At 64.3% G+C, this 14,442-nt stretch carries 17 protein-coding genes; 7 read left to right on the top strand and 10 right to left on the bottom strand.

What is annotated here, in order from left to right; translation table 11 throughout:
* Nucleotides 1-28: 28 nt before the first annotated feature.
* Nucleotides 29-421: a 30S ribosomal protein S9 gene (gene rpsI, locus O9255_RS04650; RefSeq protein ID WP_297865680.1), complete on the bottom strand. Its 393-nt coding sequence runs from the start codon at nucleotides 419-421 to the stop codon at nucleotides 29-31.
* A 12-nt stretch (nucleotides 422-433) separates the two neighbouring features.
* Nucleotides 434-868, bottom strand: coding sequence for a 50S ribosomal protein L13 (rplM, locus tag O9255_RS04645; protein ID WP_297865679.1), 435 nt, complete (start codon nucleotides 866-868; stop codon nucleotides 434-436).
* 191 nt (nucleotides 869-1,059) lie between these two features.
* On the opposite strand from rplM, the gene coq7 reads away from it, so the two are divergent.
* Nucleotides 1,060-1,713, top strand: a complete 654-nt coding sequence (gene coq7, locus O9255_RS04640; protein ID WP_297865678.1) for a 2-polyprenyl-3-methyl-6-methoxy-1,4-benzoquinone monooxygenase — start codon at nucleotides 1,060-1,062, stop codon at nucleotides 1,711-1,713.
* On the opposite strand, the gene O9255_RS04635 is transcribed toward coq7, so the two are convergent.
* The gene (locus O9255_RS04635) at nucleotides 1,710-2,033 is read right to left on the bottom strand and encodes a multidrug efflux SMR transporter (protein WP_297865677.1); all 324 of its coding nucleotides are present in this window, start codon (nucleotides 2,031-2,033) and stop codon (nucleotides 1,710-1,712) included. The genes coq7 and O9255_RS04635 overlap by 4 nt on opposite strands.
* Before the next feature lie 7 nt (nucleotides 2,034-2,040).
* A complete protein-coding gene (gene speD, locus O9255_RS04630; RefSeq protein WP_297865676.1) occupies nucleotides 2,041-2,865 on the bottom strand; it encodes an adenosylmethionine decarboxylase in 825 nt (274 codons plus the stop codon).
* Between the two features lie 155 nt (nucleotides 2,866-3,020).
* Here speD and crp point away from each other — a divergent pair, with 155 nt between their 5' ends.
* Nucleotides 3,021-3,722 (top strand): cAMP-activated global transcriptional regulator CRP, encoded by a 702-nt coding sequence (crp, locus tag O9255_RS04625; protein WP_297865675.1) that lies wholly within the window; start codon nucleotides 3,021-3,023, stop codon nucleotides 3,720-3,722.
* A gap of 39 nt (nucleotides 3,723-3,761) precedes the next feature.
* Here crp and trpC read toward each other — a convergent pair whose 3' ends face one another.
* From trpC to O9255_RS04605, 4 genes are read right to left on the bottom strand one after another with little or no spacing between them, the layout of a single operon-like run.
* Nucleotides 3,762-4,550: an indole-3-glycerol phosphate synthase TrpC gene (trpC, locus tag O9255_RS04620; RefSeq protein WP_297865674.1), complete on the bottom strand. Its 789-nt coding sequence runs from the start codon at nucleotides 4,548-4,550 to the stop codon at nucleotides 3,762-3,764.
* Nucleotides 4,547-5,587 carry an anthranilate phosphoribosyltransferase gene (gene trpD / locus O9255_RS04615; RefSeq protein WP_297865673.1) on the bottom strand — a complete coding sequence of 347 codons (1,041 nt, stop codon included), beginning with the start codon at nucleotides 5,585-5,587 and terminating at the stop codon, nucleotides 4,547-4,549. Before trpD ends, trpC begins: the two co-directional genes overlap by 4 nt.
* A 2-nt stretch (nucleotides 5,588-5,589) precedes the next feature.
* On the bottom strand, nucleotides 5,590-5,970 hold the full coding sequence (locus O9255_RS04610) for a hypothetical protein (protein WP_297865672.1): 381 nt from the start codon (nucleotides 5,968-5,970) through the stop codon (nucleotides 5,590-5,592).
* Complete coding sequence (locus O9255_RS04605; protein WP_297865671.1) at nucleotides 5,970-6,551, bottom strand: aminodeoxychorismate/anthranilate synthase component II; 582 nt, start codon at nucleotides 6,549-6,551, stop codon at nucleotides 5,970-5,972. Before O9255_RS04605 ends, O9255_RS04610 begins: the two co-directional genes overlap by 1 nt.
* Nucleotides 6,552-6,831: 280 nt before the next feature.
* Here O9255_RS04605 and O9255_RS04600 point away from each other — a divergent pair, with 280 nt between their 5' ends.
* Nucleotides 6,832-8,394 carry a hypothetical protein gene (locus tag O9255_RS04600; protein WP_297865670.1) on the top strand — a complete coding sequence of 521 codons (1,563 nt, stop codon included), beginning with the start codon at nucleotides 6,832-6,834 and terminating at the stop codon, nucleotides 8,392-8,394.
* A gap of 39 nt (nucleotides 8,395-8,433) precedes the next feature.
* On the opposite strand, the gene O9255_RS04595 is transcribed toward O9255_RS04600, so the two are convergent.
* Nucleotides 8,434-10,236 carry a hypothetical protein gene (locus tag O9255_RS04595; RefSeq protein WP_297865669.1) on the bottom strand — a complete coding sequence of 601 codons (1,803 nt, stop codon included), beginning with the start codon at nucleotides 10,234-10,236 and terminating at the stop codon, nucleotides 8,434-8,436.
* A 3-nt stretch (nucleotides 10,237-10,239) separates the two neighbouring features.
* On the opposite strand from O9255_RS04595, the gene O9255_RS04590 reads away from it, so the two are divergent.
* From O9255_RS04590 to O9255_RS04575, 4 genes are all read left to right on the top strand, one after another.
* Entirely contained in the window at nucleotides 10,240-10,905 is a 666-nt protein-coding gene (locus O9255_RS04590; protein ID WP_297865668.1) for a hypothetical protein, read from the top strand.
* 329 nt (nucleotides 10,906-11,234) lie between these two features.
* The gene (locus O9255_RS04585; RefSeq protein ID WP_297865667.1) at nucleotides 11,235-11,534 is read left to right on the top strand and encodes a hypothetical protein; all 300 of its coding nucleotides are present in this window, start codon (nucleotides 11,235-11,237) and stop codon (nucleotides 11,532-11,534) included.
* A gap of 10 nt (nucleotides 11,535-11,544) precedes the next feature.
* A complete protein-coding gene (locus O9255_RS04580) occupies nucleotides 11,545-11,964 on the top strand; it encodes a hypothetical protein (protein ID WP_297865666.1) in 420 nt (139 codons plus the stop codon).
* A complete protein-coding gene (locus O9255_RS04575; RefSeq protein WP_297865665.1) occupies nucleotides 11,961-13,310 on the top strand; it encodes a DUF3987 domain-containing protein in 1,350 nt (449 codons plus the stop codon). Before O9255_RS04580 ends, O9255_RS04575 begins: the two co-directional genes overlap by 4 nt.
* Nucleotides 13,311-13,493: 183 nt before the next feature.
* On the opposite strand, the gene O9255_RS04570 is transcribed toward O9255_RS04575, so the two are convergent.
* Complete coding sequence (locus O9255_RS04570) at nucleotides 13,494-14,231, bottom strand: MobA/MobL family protein (RefSeq protein ID WP_297865664.1); 738 nt, start codon at nucleotides 14,229-14,231, stop codon at nucleotides 13,494-13,496.
* Nucleotides 14,232-14,442 lie beyond the last annotated feature (211 nt).

Genomic DNA, 14,442 nt, shown 5'->3' with positions numbered 1-14,442 from the left:
GCCAGCAGAGCCGGCGCCGGGCCGAAGCTTAGCGCTTCGAGAACTGCGTGGCGCGGCGAGCCTTGTGGAGGCCGACCTTCTTACGCTCGACTTCGCGGGCGTCGCGGGTCATGTAACCGGCCTTGCGCAGTTCCGGCTTCAGCTGATCGTTGTACTCGACCAGGGCGCGCGAGACGCCGAGGCGGATCGCACCGGCCTGACCGGTGGTGCCGCCGCCTTCGACCGTCACGAGGATGTCGAACTGCTCGGTGGTCTTCGTCAGCTCGAGCGGCTGGCGCACGATCATGCGCGAGGTCTCGCGGCCGAAGAACTCGTCAAGCGGACGACCGTTGACGGTGATGTTGCCCGTGCCCTTGCGCAGGAACACGCGGGCGGTCGAGGACTTGCGGCGGCCGGTGCCGTAATTCTGCTGGAGTGCCATGTGCGGTCTCTTTTACAGGTCCAGCGGCTTCGGCTGCTGGGCGGTGTGCGGGTGCTCGGCGCCGGTGTAGACCTTGAGCTTGCGGAACATCGCGCGGCCCAGCGGGGTCTTCGGCAGCATGCCCTTGACGCCGATCTCGATCACGCGCTCGGCGTGACGGTCGAGGGCCTGCCCGAGGGACTCGGACTTCAGGTTGCCGATGTAACCGGTGAACCGGTAGTACATCTTGTCCTTCAGCTTGTTGCCGGTGACCGCGATCTTGTCGGCGTTGATGACCACGAAGTAGTCACCGGTGTCGACGTGCGGGCTCCAGGTCGGCTTGTGCTTGCCGCGCAAACGGAACGCCAGTTCCGAGCACAGGCGGCCCAAGGTCTTGCCGGCCGCATCGACGACGAACCAGTCGCGCTGGACGGTCTCGGCCTTGGCGCTGACGGTCATGCTCTTCATGACAGCTCCAGAAAGCGAATAGTGAAAGGGTAGACGAAAAAGGATAGCTGGCCGCCCGACCCTTTGCAAGGGGCAGGGGCGTGTCCGGCGTTCAGGTTCCCGCCCGGAACCGGAGTTCACAAGGCGTGGCTGGCGCGACGGCGCGAGGGTGGGCGAGCATACGGCATCGCCGCCCACCACTCCAGAGCACCGTGCCCCTCCCCACGCTCATCCGCGACAACCGTCCGCTCGACCACTGGCTCGGCGAGCTCCAGGGCGCCCTGAACACGGTGTTCGCACGGCCCGAGGCGCAGCGCGTCAACCCTGGCACAGCCCACGCGGAGGCGGAACTCGACGAGGCCGCCCGCCGCCATGCGGCCGGGCTGATGCGCATCAACCACACGGGCGAGGTCTGCGCGCAGGCGCTGTATTCGGGGCAGGCCGCAGTGGCGCGTGACCCGGCGGTGCGCGCCCAGCTGCGCGAGGCCGCGCAGGAGGAGACCGACCACCTCGCCTGGTGCGCCGACCGCCTCGACGAACTCCACAGCCGCCCCAGCCTGCTGAATCCGCTCTGGTACGCCGGCAGCTACGCCATCGGCGTGGCCGCGGGCCTGCGTGGCGACGGCTGGAACCTCGGATTCGTGGTCGAAACCGAACGCCAGGTCGAGGCGCATCTGGCTGAACACCTCGAGACGCTGCCCGAGGGTGATGCCCGCTCGCGCGCGGTGCTGGAGGTGATGAAGGCCGACGAAGCGCGGCATGCCGACCACGCGCTCGAAGCCGGCGCACGCACGCTGCCGACGCCCATCCCGCAGGCGATGGCGGCCGTTTCGAAGCTGATGAAGGCGACCGCCTACCGGCTCTAGGCCGAGGTGAGCTTCAGGCCGATGATGCCGGCGAGGATCAGGCCGACGCAGAACGCGCGCGGCCACGTGGCCGGCTCGGAGAACAGCAGCACACCGGCGATGGCGGTGCCGACCGCGCCGATGCCCACCCACACCGCGTAACCGGTCCCGAGCGGGATCTCGCGCAGGGCGCGGGCGAGGCACCAGAAACTGGCGCCCATGGCGGCGACGGTGATGGCGCTCGGTCCGAGGCGGCTGAAGCCCTCGCTGTACTTCAGGCCGACCGCCCAGACGATCTCGAACAGGCCGGCCGCCAGCAACCAGAGCCAGGCGGCGCCCATGCGCGGGTCAGGTCAGGTTGCGGCCGTGGAACAGCTCTTCGATCTCGCGCTTCAGCTGCGCCTCGATGCGCATGCGGTCCTTGAAGCTGAGGTTCTTGGCCTTTTCCTCGAACAGGTAGGTGTCGAGGTCGAACTCCTTCAGGTGCATCTTCGTGTGGAAGATGTTCTCCTGGTAGACGTTCACGTCGATCATCTCGTACTTCGACTTGATGGGCTTCGCGAGGAAGTCCTGGATCGAGTTGATGCGGTGGTCGATGTAGTGCTTCGTGCCCTTCACGTCGCGGGTGAAGCCACGGACGCGGTAGTCCATGATCACGATGTCGGACTCGAAGCTCTCGATCAGGTAGTTCAGGGCCTTCAGCGGCGAGATGACGCCGCAGGTCGCCACGTCGATGTCGGCGCGGAAGGTCGCGATGCCGTTGTGCGGGTGCGTTTCCGGATAGGTGTGCACCGTGATGTGCGACTTGTCGAGGTGCGCGACCACCGAGGCTTCCGGGGCCTCGTCGTGCTCGACGACGGCGTCGGCGATGATCTCCTTGCCGGCCGCCTTCTTGTCGATGACCGGCTCCTCGGAGATGAGAATCGTCACCGAGGCGCCCTGCGGGTCGTAGTCCTGGCGGGCCACGTTGAGGATGTTCGCGCCGATGATCTCGGCCACGTCGGTCAGGATCTGGGTCAGGCGCTCGGCGTTGTACGCCTCGTCGATGTACTCGATGTAGCGCTGGCGCTGCTCCTCGGTGACCGCGTAGCAGACGTCGTAGATGTTGAAGCTCAGCGCCTTGGTCAGGTTGTTGAAACCTTGCAGGCGGAGACGCGGCAGCGGCTTGACCACGGCGGGGGTCCTTGAGGAGGGGTGGCGCTAAGGGGCCGGGATTATCGGGCAACGCGCCCCCGGGGGCCACCCTTTCGGGTCAGCGGGGCGAAAATGCGATTGAATCCACAGTCCCGGGGGCCATAAGCTAAGGAAACGCTTCGAAGGGACACCCCATGATCCAGACCGCCTCCGCCACCCTGCTGACCCCGACGGTCCGCTCGCAGGTGGCCAGTTCGCCACTGGACCTCGACAAAGCCACGCTGGCGCGCTTCCTCGACCAGTGCCATCGACGCAAGTACCCGAACCGCACCGACGTGTTCCGCCCGGGCGATGCGGCCACGACGCTGTACTACGTGGTCTCCGGCTCGGTCAGCGTGATCAGCGAGGAATCCGAGGACCGCGAACTGGTGTTGAGCTACGCCAACCCCGGCGACTTCGTTGGCGAGATGGGCCTCTTCGTGAAAGCCGACAAGCGCGTGGTGACGCTGCGCACCCGGTCGCCGGTCGAACTGGCCGAGATCAGCTACGAGCGCTTGCACCAGCTGCTCACCGGCCCGCTCTCGGCCGACGCGCCCAAGCTGCTCTACGTCATCGGCGCCCAGCTCTCCAAGCGCCTGCTCGAAACCAGCCGCAAGGCCAGCCGCCTCGCCTTCCTCGATGTCGGCAGCCGTATCATCCGCGCCCTGCACGATCTCTGCCAGGAACCCGACGCGATGAGCCACCCGCAGGGCACGCAGATCCGCGTGTCGCGCCAGGAGCTGGCGCGGATCGTCGGCTGCTCGCGCGAAATGGCCGGCCGCGTCCTCAAGCAGCTGCAGGAGCAGGGCCTGCTGCACGCCCGCGGCAAGACCATCGTGGTGTACGGCACCCGCTGAAGCGGGACCCGGCGGCGCCCTCATGGCGCCGCATCGCACTCAGTCGAACAGCGCGCGCAGGGCCTCGCCGGGCTCCTCGGCGCGCATGAAGGCTTCGCCGACGAGGAAGGCATGCACGCCGGCAGTGCGCATCGTTTCCACGTCCGTGCGGGCAAGGATGCCGCTCTCGGTGACGAGGCGACGGTCCGCCGGCACCGAGGCTTTCATGCCAAGCGTGGCATCGAGCGAGACGTCGAAGGTGCGCAGGTTGCGGTTGTTGATGCCGATCAGCGGCGAAGCCGTCTGCAGCGCACGCTCGAGCTCGTCGGCGTCGTGCACTTCGACCAGCACGTCCAAGCCCAAGCCCATCGCCAAATTGCTGAGGCCGGCAAGCTGCGCATCGTCGAGCGCCGCGACGATCAGCAGCACCGCATCGGCGCCGAGCGCGCGGGCTTCGTGGATCTGGTACTCGTCGACGGTGAAGTCCTTCCGCAGCACCGGCAGCGCGCAGGCCGAACGGGCCTGCACGAGGTAGTCGTCGTGGCCCTGGAAGAAGTCCACGTCGGTCAGCACCGAGAGGCAGGCCGCGCCGCCGCGTTCGTAGCTGGCGGCGATGTCTGCGGGACGGAAGTCGGCGCGCAGCACGCCCTTCGACGGGCTCGCCTTCTTCACCTCGGCGATCACCGCGGCGTGGCCGGCGGCGATCTTCGCTTCGAGCGCAGCGGCGAAGCCGCGGACCGGCGACGCATCGCGGGCACGGGCGGCCACCTCGGCCAGCGGGGCCTGGGCTCGACGGGCGGCGACTTCCTCGGCCTTGCGGGCGAGGATCTTCTGCAGGATGTCGCTCATGCGCCGGCTCCGGCCTTGGCGTTCGTCAGGGCGACGAACTGGTCGAGCTTCGCGCGCGGCGTGCCCTTCGCCATTTCGGCGCGAGCACGGGCGAGGCCGTCCTGGATGCTCACGGCAATGCCGGCGGCATAGAGCGCGGCGCCGGCGTTCAGTGCGACGACGTCGGCAGCGGGGCCGCCCCGACCTTCGATGGCCTCGAGCAGCATCGCCTTCGAGGCTTGCGGGTCGTCGACGCGGAGCGCCGACAGCGGCGCGCGGGCCAGACCGAAATCCTCCGGGGCGATCTCGTACTCGCTGATCTCGCCGTTGCGCAGTTCACCGACCAAGGTGCGCTCGCCGAGCGAGATCTCGTCGACGCCGTCGCGGCCCCAGACCACCAGGGCGCGCTTGCTGCCGAGCTTCTTCAGCACGCGGGCCTGGATGCCGACGAGGTCGGGATGGAAGACGCCCATCAGGATGTTCGGCGCACCCGCCGGATTGGTCAGCGGGCCGAGGATGTTGAACAGCGTGCGGACGGCCATTTCGCGGCGCACGGGCGCGACGTTCTTCATCGCCGGATGGTGGATGGGCGCGAACATGAAGCCCATGCCGCTCTCGGCGAGGCAGGCCGCCACTTGCGCCGGCTGCAACTCGATGGCGCAGCCAAGCGCTTCGAGCACGTCGGCGCTGCCCGACTTCGAGCTGACGCTGCGATTGCCGTGCTTTGCCACGGTGGCGCCGGCCGCCGCCGCCACGAACATGCTGGCGGTCGAGATGTTGAAGGTGTGCGCGCCGTCGCCACCGGTGCCGACGATGTCGACGAAGTGCGCCGGGTCGGCGACCTCCACCTTCGCGGAGAACTCGCGCATCACTTCCGCGGCACCAGCGATCTCGCCCACCGTTTCCTTGCGTACGCGCAGCGCGATGAAGATGGCCGCGGTCATCACCGGCGAGACATCGCCGCGCATGACCTGGCGCATCAGGTCGATCATCTCGTCGTGGAAGATCTCGCGGTGCTCGATGATGCGCTGGAGCGCCTGCTGGGGGGACAAAGGCATGGTCAGGTGTCGTCGCTGGTTTCGATATCGATGGTGATGTGCGTCGGCGCGGCGTCGGCGAGGGTGTCGAGCTCGGCCAGCGTCTTGCCGTCCAGCGCCGTGGCGAACTCCGCGTCGGTGAGCGGGCGGCCGCGCTGCTCGGCCAACTTGGCCCGCACCTGCGCGAGCTTCATGTGCAGGGCCAGCTTCGCGGCATCCCCCATGTCCGCCTCGAGCGCGGCAAGGCTGTCGGCAAACGCTTCGGCACTGGCGCCGTCGAGGCGCTCGGCGCCCGCGGTGCGGGCCGAAGGCGCAGGTTCGGCATCCGTCGATGGGACCGCGAGGACCGGAAGTGCCCCGAGGCACAGCGCGGCGAATGCGGAGGCGAGAAGAACCGCACGCATCAGCGACGCTCGATGAAGTTCTTCAGCAGCGCGTGGCCGTGCTGCGTGAGGATGGACTCGGGGTGGAACTGCACGCCTTCGACCGGGAACTCGCGATGGCGCAAGCCCATGATCTCGTCGATGCCGCCGTCTTCGCCTTCCGTCCATGCGGTGACTTCGAGCGCGGCGGGCAGGGTCTCCTGCTTCACCACCAGCGAGTGGTAGCGCGTGGCCTCGAACGGGTCGGGAATACCGGCGAACACGCCCAAGCCGGCGTGGCGGATCGGCGAAGTCTTGCCATGCATGATGACCTTGGCGCGCACGACGTCGCCGCCGAAGGCCTGCCCCAGCGATTGGTGGCCGAGGCAGACGCCGAACACCGGGATGCGCGGGCCCAGCGTCTTCATCACCTCGACGGACACGCCCGCCTCGTTCGGCGTACAGGGGCCTGGCGAGATGACAATGCGGTCGGGCTTGAGCGCGTCGATCTGTGCCACGGTGAGCTCGTCGTTGCGGACGACGCGGACGTCCTCACCGAGCTCCTGCAGGTACTGCACGAGGTTGAAGGTGAAGCTGTCGTAGTTGTCGATCATCAGCAACATAAAAGCATCAAGTCCTTGTTTTTATTGGGCTTGATGACGACCTATCGGCATCCGTACCCGCTTAGATACCCGCATTCCGAAACGGTGCCGCGGGCGTCAAAGAGGGCGAGAGCTTACCGGAGATGGAGCGGCTGTCGGGTCGACGCTCCCCGTCTCCTACGAGGATCTGAAGCGCGGGGCAGCCGACTCAACCGACGCCAGATGAGGAGGCACCTTTCGAACGGTGTGTGAGGAGTGGTCAGATGCTGCCCTCGGCGCCCAGGCCAACCATCCTCACAGCATGCCTATCCCCCTGAATGCCGACACTCTCAACCGCGTCGGCGAGCAACTGGACATTGATCTGTTCACGAAGCAATTCATCTTCGGGAACGACGAGCGCTATCGCAGCCTCAGAAGCGAGACGATTCTTCAATCTGAAGGCCCCTCCATCTCGCTACTTCGTCTAATCCTCAGGGAAGCGATGACTCCGGAGAAACGCCGGGAGGTCTTCGCAGACCCCTTCGATCTCGGCTCGAGCACCGACATCCCCAGATCACAATGCTACCTGAGAGCACTGGCAACGAAGGTGCGCGCCGAGAGGAAGGCCGGAGACGATCCGGAAACGCGCAATAACGAGTTCGAACACCTCGGACAAGCCATCAAAACGCTCGTCGGTGCTCGCCTCAGCGATTACCCTGACAAGCAAAACACCCTTCGTGTTGTTTACTTGCTTGAACAACTTGGCCGCGATCCGAACAAGCATCTGTCTGGCAGAAGGGAGCGAATCTTCAGCCTCCTCAGGCTGCCCACGCTCGCAAGCGCGTCGTTCGAGTCACGAACCGAACACCCCACCCTCTATTCGAGAAGCTTCTCCTCCACGGTCGCCGAGCTTAGGGATTACCTGAGCATCGAGATTGCTACCGTCGTCGCGGACAAGATCGACTCGTTCTACAGCTCAATACCTGACTGGATCGATGCCGCGTTCTCATCACTTCTCGCAGCTAGCCGGGGAAACATCTGGCGAAGCGAAGGCATTCAATTCCTTCGCAACGCTAGTCGCCGAATTTCTGAAATCGACTTTCCAGCTGAAGAGAAGACTCACCAAGAGAGGCGACTCGATGTTGACCTCTACACGCACACGCATCGCTGGGAATCTCTGAACTTCCTGCTTTCCCTTCACGGGGTCCTGCCTTCTTCGACCAAGACATCCCGAGTCAACAATGTACTGCCGCTCCTCAATGCAGCATCAGCAACCTTTGTCTCCGAGCTAGACCAGGAGATTGATTTTGCAACCCAAGCAATCGAACTTCGAGACGTCACGTCGCTACTTGTTGAACGACGAGATGCTGTCATGGCGATGGTGGAAGCAGCCATCGGATTTCGTCCGAGCGCTGCGGACTTCGAACAGTCCGCCAAAGAGTCCGTGGAGCTACTGTCGCGCACTCTGGCCTTCAGCAGAGGCACCCTCGACACAGGGATGATCAAGGTCTCGATGACCGAAGTGGTTGCAGCGGCTCTCTCGGTGCTGGATGAGCACAGGTCACCAACAAAGTTCCTAGTCCGCGCGTACGGAAAGGGAACGATTTCCCGATCACTAAGCTCAACACTCAAAAAGAGGGTCCTCGGCGACCCAGACGAACCCGCCGAGATTCCAGAAGCCTTGTCGCAGGCGTGGAGCCTTCGATACGAGTGGATGAAAGCAGGAATTCTAGGATTCTCGGAAAGGAACGAGGCCAAGCTGGATCTTCAGCGAGTGCTTCTTGAGAAAGCAGCCGATTGCGTGAGCGCGGTCGAACTCGCCTCCGCCATAGAGCGGAAGGAGCAGATCAGTAACGTTATCGACGATCTTCTGCACAAGAAGTGACCGAGCGATCACGACGAATGGAAAGTTACCCGAGCCGCTTCAGACAGCAACCTCGCATTCGCCAATTGGTGCGGGCATCTCGCGGATAACTTTGGCTCGAACCAGGCGTTGGATGAAGTCGTTGATCGGCGCATAGAAGTCCGGGATCCGCGCATTCTCTTCCGGAGAAAACACCCAGTAATCCAGTGATCGCTTGGCATACCCGGCTTTTCGGGCTTCGGCGCGCGCTACGTACTTGGCGACGAACAGTCGGTAGAGAGAGGCTTCGGTAGGAAAGCTGCGCCGAACCCAGCTGGAGACGTCGCGCTGGTTGAAGCGGTGTCCGGCGGACTGGCGTCCAACGAAGTGAACATAGGCCTGGAGTTGCCACGCCATTGGGTGGATGCCGAAGACCCACGCATCCTTGTGCCATGAACACATGGCGTCCCGGACGGTTTCCGGAACGCCGTTCAGAAGTGTGGCCACTCGGTCTTCCGATGCTTGGCGGTAGTCCTCGAGAAGGCGTGCTACTCGAACGGGATCCGTCAGGCTCATGAGCATGCTTAAGTCTTCGGCATGCTTCCCACGGGCCTGCCGTCGCACGAACTCTTTTCGCTCGTCTCTTTGCTTCGCACCACGAAGCAGTTTCTCCCTTCGGTCCTTTTCAGCGAGAGCTGCCCGCTCGCGCTGGTCAGTGATCCATGCATTCCGCTCGGCAACCTGCTGAATCAACTCCGCTTTGGACTGCTGCCATTCGAGTTCCGCTGCCGGATGCGCGATCCAGTGCCGATTCCTCGCGTCCGACAGGACGGCGTGCTCGAATGCCTCGATGTCGTGGGGTGTGTTCCGATCCAGCCTAGAAAGATCGATCTCGAGCATCCGATAGCCGGCGCATCTCGCCCACTCCAGCTTGGGCTCATCGACGGCATGCGTCACCCGGACCTCGATCAGGAGTGTTTCCTCGTCCTCCACGGCAAGGACGTCAGGCGTGAACGCGCCCATTCGATGCTCCAAGCGGACCTCGTTTAGGGTGCCCCATCTCTCGGGAACGTCGACACCCCGTCCTTGGTGCCAATAGCCGGAGATGTCTTGCTCCAGTGGAGGGTTGGGGGTCATCTGGGGCGACCCCATCCACGTTGGCAGCAGCAGCCGCCCCCTCTCGGCGATGAGCTGCTTTGCCCGAAGGTGGATTCCGGTTTCGCGCCCTGTCGTGCATCCCATGTCGACCAGGTGGGCGAAGTGCGGTCGCTTCCGCCGACTGTTCTGAGCCTTCGCGGAGAGGGGGGCGTGACAACCGGGGCAGACGCAACCGCAGGCCTTTCCCTTCGCGACCTCGGCCGGCGCCCAGGCGCGCCCGTCTCGCAGCCCAAAGGGGACCCGAAAGCCGGACCGTCCCGTAGGGCGGGGTTCTGAGCTTTCAAGCTGGAACGTTTCCGGCGGCAACGGCATTGTGCTTTCCTCGGGAAAAGGGAAAGCAAAAGGTCGGCGGAGGCCATGCAGGGAAACAGTCCAAAAGGCGGGGAAACCAGGAATCCCCAGGTTTTTGCGGTGAGGCTCGCCCTTGACTGGATCGAGCAGAACGGCGGCCAGCAGCGCATTCCAATGGCTTTGCGTCACCTGCTCGAGGCGACGTCGGTAGCCCTCGAGCGAGGCGACCCTCCCCCCGAGAAGGACAGCCAAACCCTTGCTGACCTGTGGCGTCTCCAGAAGGGAGGAGACTCCGCCCTCCCCGTTGCCCCGCTTCGAGCCGGGGAAATGGGGCGATGGTGGTCGAGCCGGAAGACCCACCTTGCACAGTTCTCCCGAGATCGGGGAAGCGAGCTTGTGCCGAGCCTCGTTATCCATGCCGGCGGGGGGCGGCATCACATGACCCGCTTCTCGATCGCCTTTGAGGAAGCGGTCCCATTCGCCCCTGATGACACGAGCATCGAGAGGAGTCTCCGCGATCCGCCGGCCGCCGCCCCCCAACCGGTGGGACCTCTAGCCATCACTTATCGAATCGACCCCGCTAAGCCGGCGCTGTGGATGAGGCTTCTGGTTGGAAGCCAGCCCTTCCGCATCAATTCGTGGCGGGGCTACGTCCTGCTGGGTTCCGCGGTCCTCAACATGGGACTCATCGGGGCGCTCGGCTTTCTCGTCTACTTGGACTGGTCCAGACCCCGGCCGGTGTCCACGGCAGACCTCGCGCAACTCGCGCTGGTGGTGGCCCTCTCGATCGGGCTATGGACACTCTCGCGCCCGGTCAGGGAGCTGCCCAGTCGTCGGGTCACCCTGGCAGGAGTGTCCTATCTGGCGATCAGTCAGCTTCATGGTCAGTTGCGTGCCATGCACGACAGTGATCGGAAGGTGGGGGGACGAGTCTTCTCCGTCGTGCGGCACTGGGGGGTATGCCCGGTGTGCTCGGCAGACGTGGACCTGGACGAAGGCGGTTCCGCCTATCCAGATCGCCTCGTTGGGCGATGCCATGACTCGCCCACTGAGCACGTGTTCTCGTTCGATCCCGTAACTCTCTCGGGATCGCTCCTGCGCTAGCCCGCTGCACCAGAAAAGCCGACAAGCATCGACCGTCGTCATCGGGCAAATCCCACGCCGGCAACACGGGGGCGATCGGCCCCGCATGACACCCCACCTCTCCCAGAGGCCCTAGATCGCGGGAAGGACAACCCTTGCCGGCCGGATGGGTCCATTCGCGTCCAAAAAAGTCCGGATGGCCACCAGGAATTCCCCCCGGCGATGCTCTCGCCCGCCGCCACATCAGTGGCTGCCGGAGGACAACCTCCGCCCGTACGACCTAACCGCGAGTACCCAAGATGAAGAGCAACCTTAAGGCACGGGAAGCCGAGACGCATCCGCTCTACCCGATGATCCTCCGCCTGTTTCAGGAGGTTCAGTCGCTGAAGACCTTGATCCGTGAAACTGCCGCCAACGACGACTGCATCGAGACTCCTCGTCCCAAGTTCGTCTGCGCGAACGAAGCGATGAAGCTGACCGGCTGCCGCAAGAGCAAGTTCTGGGCACGCCAGAACCCGAAGCACGCTTCGTGGGACCCCACGTTCCCCCTCAAGTTCAAGCTCGGCGACTCGGAGAATGGCCCGACCTATTACTACGTCGACGAACTCAATGCGTGGGTGAACTCTCGCGCCAGCCGTCGCGTGCACTGAGGGCCAAGCCATGACGACTCCGAATGACGTGAAGACGGACGTGAAAGCCTCCGAGGGCCGCGAGACCAAGGCGCAGAAGGCTCTTCGCCTGATTGCGTCGCTGGACGGCGACACCAAGCGCCAGAAGATGAAGCAGTTCGAGCAGTACTACCCCGGGGTCCGGGACGCCCTTGGTCGCAACGTGCCGCGCAAGGTCCTGCTGAAGATCCTCGAAGACGCCGGTCTCAAGCTGTACCCGGCGCTCTTCGACGAACTGATCGAGACGTTCGCGAGCCGGGACGAGAGCGGGGCTGGCCCCTGCCCGACCTGCGGCCAGGCTACGCCGTCGCTGTTCAACAAGCCCAAGCACCCGAGCGGGCTGATGGCCGCGGCGCTCGCTTTTCCGGGCGCGATCTCGGCTGCGGACGTGACTGAGGAGAGCACGCCGTGAGCTACCGTAACTTCATCCAACCCGGCATGCCGTCGGAGGCCTACAGTCCGGGCGCCATCGATTACAAACTTGGCAACCTGCCGGTTCCGATCTTCCAGAACGCCGTCAATGAGTTCGAGATGGTGACGGGTCAACCGGCGGACTTCGGCTATGCATGCGCCTTGGCGGCTATGGCCATGTCCTGCCAGAACCTTGTCGACGTCGAGAGCCCTGACGGCAAGGTCTGCCCGGTCTCGCTGATGATGATTGGCGTCGGAGAGACTGGCTCCGGGAAGTCCGTTGCGGGCAGTCACTTTCTGACCTTCATTGAAGAGTTCGAGTCGAGTGACTGGCCCGCGCTGAGTGGCCGTTCGTTCCTCTACAAGGACACCACGGTCCCCGCACTCGTCGCTGGACTCCACGAACTTCGCATGGGCGGCCTCGTGTCGTTCGAAGGCAAGGATCTGATGACGGGCCTCGTCCAGGCGGCCTCGATCAAGCTGAATGCCCTGTGGTCTGGCGAAACGATTCGCACCCGGCGGGTCCACACCGGCAATCTCGCTCTCCGGAATGCCAGGCTGACCATGCTCGTGATGGTCCAGCCTGGAGTGATCGGCCGGGTCCTGCGCAAGAAGGGCGATGAGCTGCGCGACGACGGCTTCCTCGGCCGTGTGATCACCGCTGTCGCACCGATCGCGTTGGGCGTCCAGCGCTTCAATCTCGGCCAAACTGAAACCCCGGCGAAGCGCGCCTTCGAGGAGCGTGGGCTGTGCCTGCTGAAGCTCAACGTCGATGCTGCAGACAAACGTGACGCGAAACGCAAGGTACTGGTGATGGGCGCTGAAGCGGCGGAGGTCTGGCGTCGTTACCGCCACCACATTCTCCAAGCGAGCAGTCCGGGCGGGCACCTCGAATGCGCCCCGGAGCACGCGCGACGACTGCCTGAGAACGTCACGCGCGTCGCCGGACTGCTTCATGTGTACGAAGGGTTCGACGGACCAATCAGCGAGAAGGTCATGTGGTGTGCCATCGTGATCTGCCAGCACTTCTCGCGGCACTACCTGAAGTACTTCGTGCCGGAGGTGAGCCACAACCGTGACGCCGACTGTCTCAGCGAATGGCTGAGCTGCAAGTACCGTAGCATGTACGCGCTGCCGCCCCCGGTGCTTCAGGCCGACCTCGCGCGGTACGGACCGCGCCACCTGCGAGACCCTGAAACGATCGACCAACTGCTTGCAACGCTCGAACAACGCGGAGAACTGAGGAGCGTGCGGAAGAACGGACGACGGTATGTGGAGCTGAAACCCCTGCCTGGGCAGCCGATCATGACCCAAGGACACATGTACGCCCCGACGTCCGGTGTTTAGGCCCTTCAGCCGCTCTAGGTCACCAAATCCGATGTACGAACCGAAAACCTGCTACGTCCGTAGCAGGTTTTTTTTGTGCCCGCCCCGCGGGCAGCCTCCGACTGCCGATTCCGCCCCTGAGGCACCCTCCGGAGCGACACTACCGAACCTCGCGGGGCCGAGGTCGCGGGGATGCCCCAGGACTCAGTTCAACTCCGTTGTAACGCGACTGGCGTCGATTCCACCCCTTCCGCCGGCAACTGCCGCACGCTCGTCCTGGCCCATCTGTCGGACTCTGGCCGGACCCAAGTGACGCTCCGGTGGCCGTTCGACGCCTTGTTCCTTCAGCGTCCGATAGTCCACCAGGTCCGTCCGTCCATACAGCTTCAGGTGGGCGTTCTGTACGTCCGCGACATGCCGACGCTTCGCAATCAGGTCGTCACGAAGCTGCAGGCGATTGAGCCCTCCGCTCAGCTTCTTGCACCCGCCCTTGTCGGGACGAGCAGGGTTGTACCGCATGAAGTACTGCTCTGGGGGTCGATTGACGCCGTCATCGACGCGGTCCGAGTACATCAGGTGAAGGTGCGGGTTCTCGCCGCCATCAATCGATGAGTCTGGCGTGTGGACGGCGTACTGGTAGGGCCTACCAGCAATCAGACCGGGGATCATGTCTTCAACGAGGTTGCGGAGTTGATCCTCCTCCATCCCCCGAGGCAGCGCGATGATCATCTCCCGGTACACCGCGCCGTTCGCGCGTTCGAACATGTCTGCGGGCCGCCAGAACACTCCGGGGCTCTCCAGCGCCCACGAGGGCATGTTCCCGTGCCCCGAAAAGAGGAGGTCCCCCCGGTTCCGGTACTCCTGCTCCCGCGCAATGTATCTGGAGTGCTTCTCCGCACTCCCCTTCTTCCCCGCCTTGAGTTCGACGTGATACGTAGCCATACAAACACTACCCTTTCTTGAACTAGAAATAGAAAAAGCCGATGGTTTCGCCATCGGCTTTCGACTGGTTCTGAACCGCCCCGGCTTTCTCGGAGGCTCCGAACCTTGAGAGGATTGGAGCATGAACAGATTGGCGAGGTACGCACCCGAGGTGCGTGAGCGTTCGGTTCGGATGGTGCTGGAGCACCAGTCCGAGTATTCGTCGCAGTGG

The organism is Silanimonas sp. (genome assembly GCF_027530345.1).
GTDB lineage: Bacteria > Pseudomonadota > Gammaproteobacteria > Xanthomonadales > Xanthomonadaceae > Silanimonas.
This window is presented reverse-complemented; position numbering and strand designations above follow the sequence as displayed.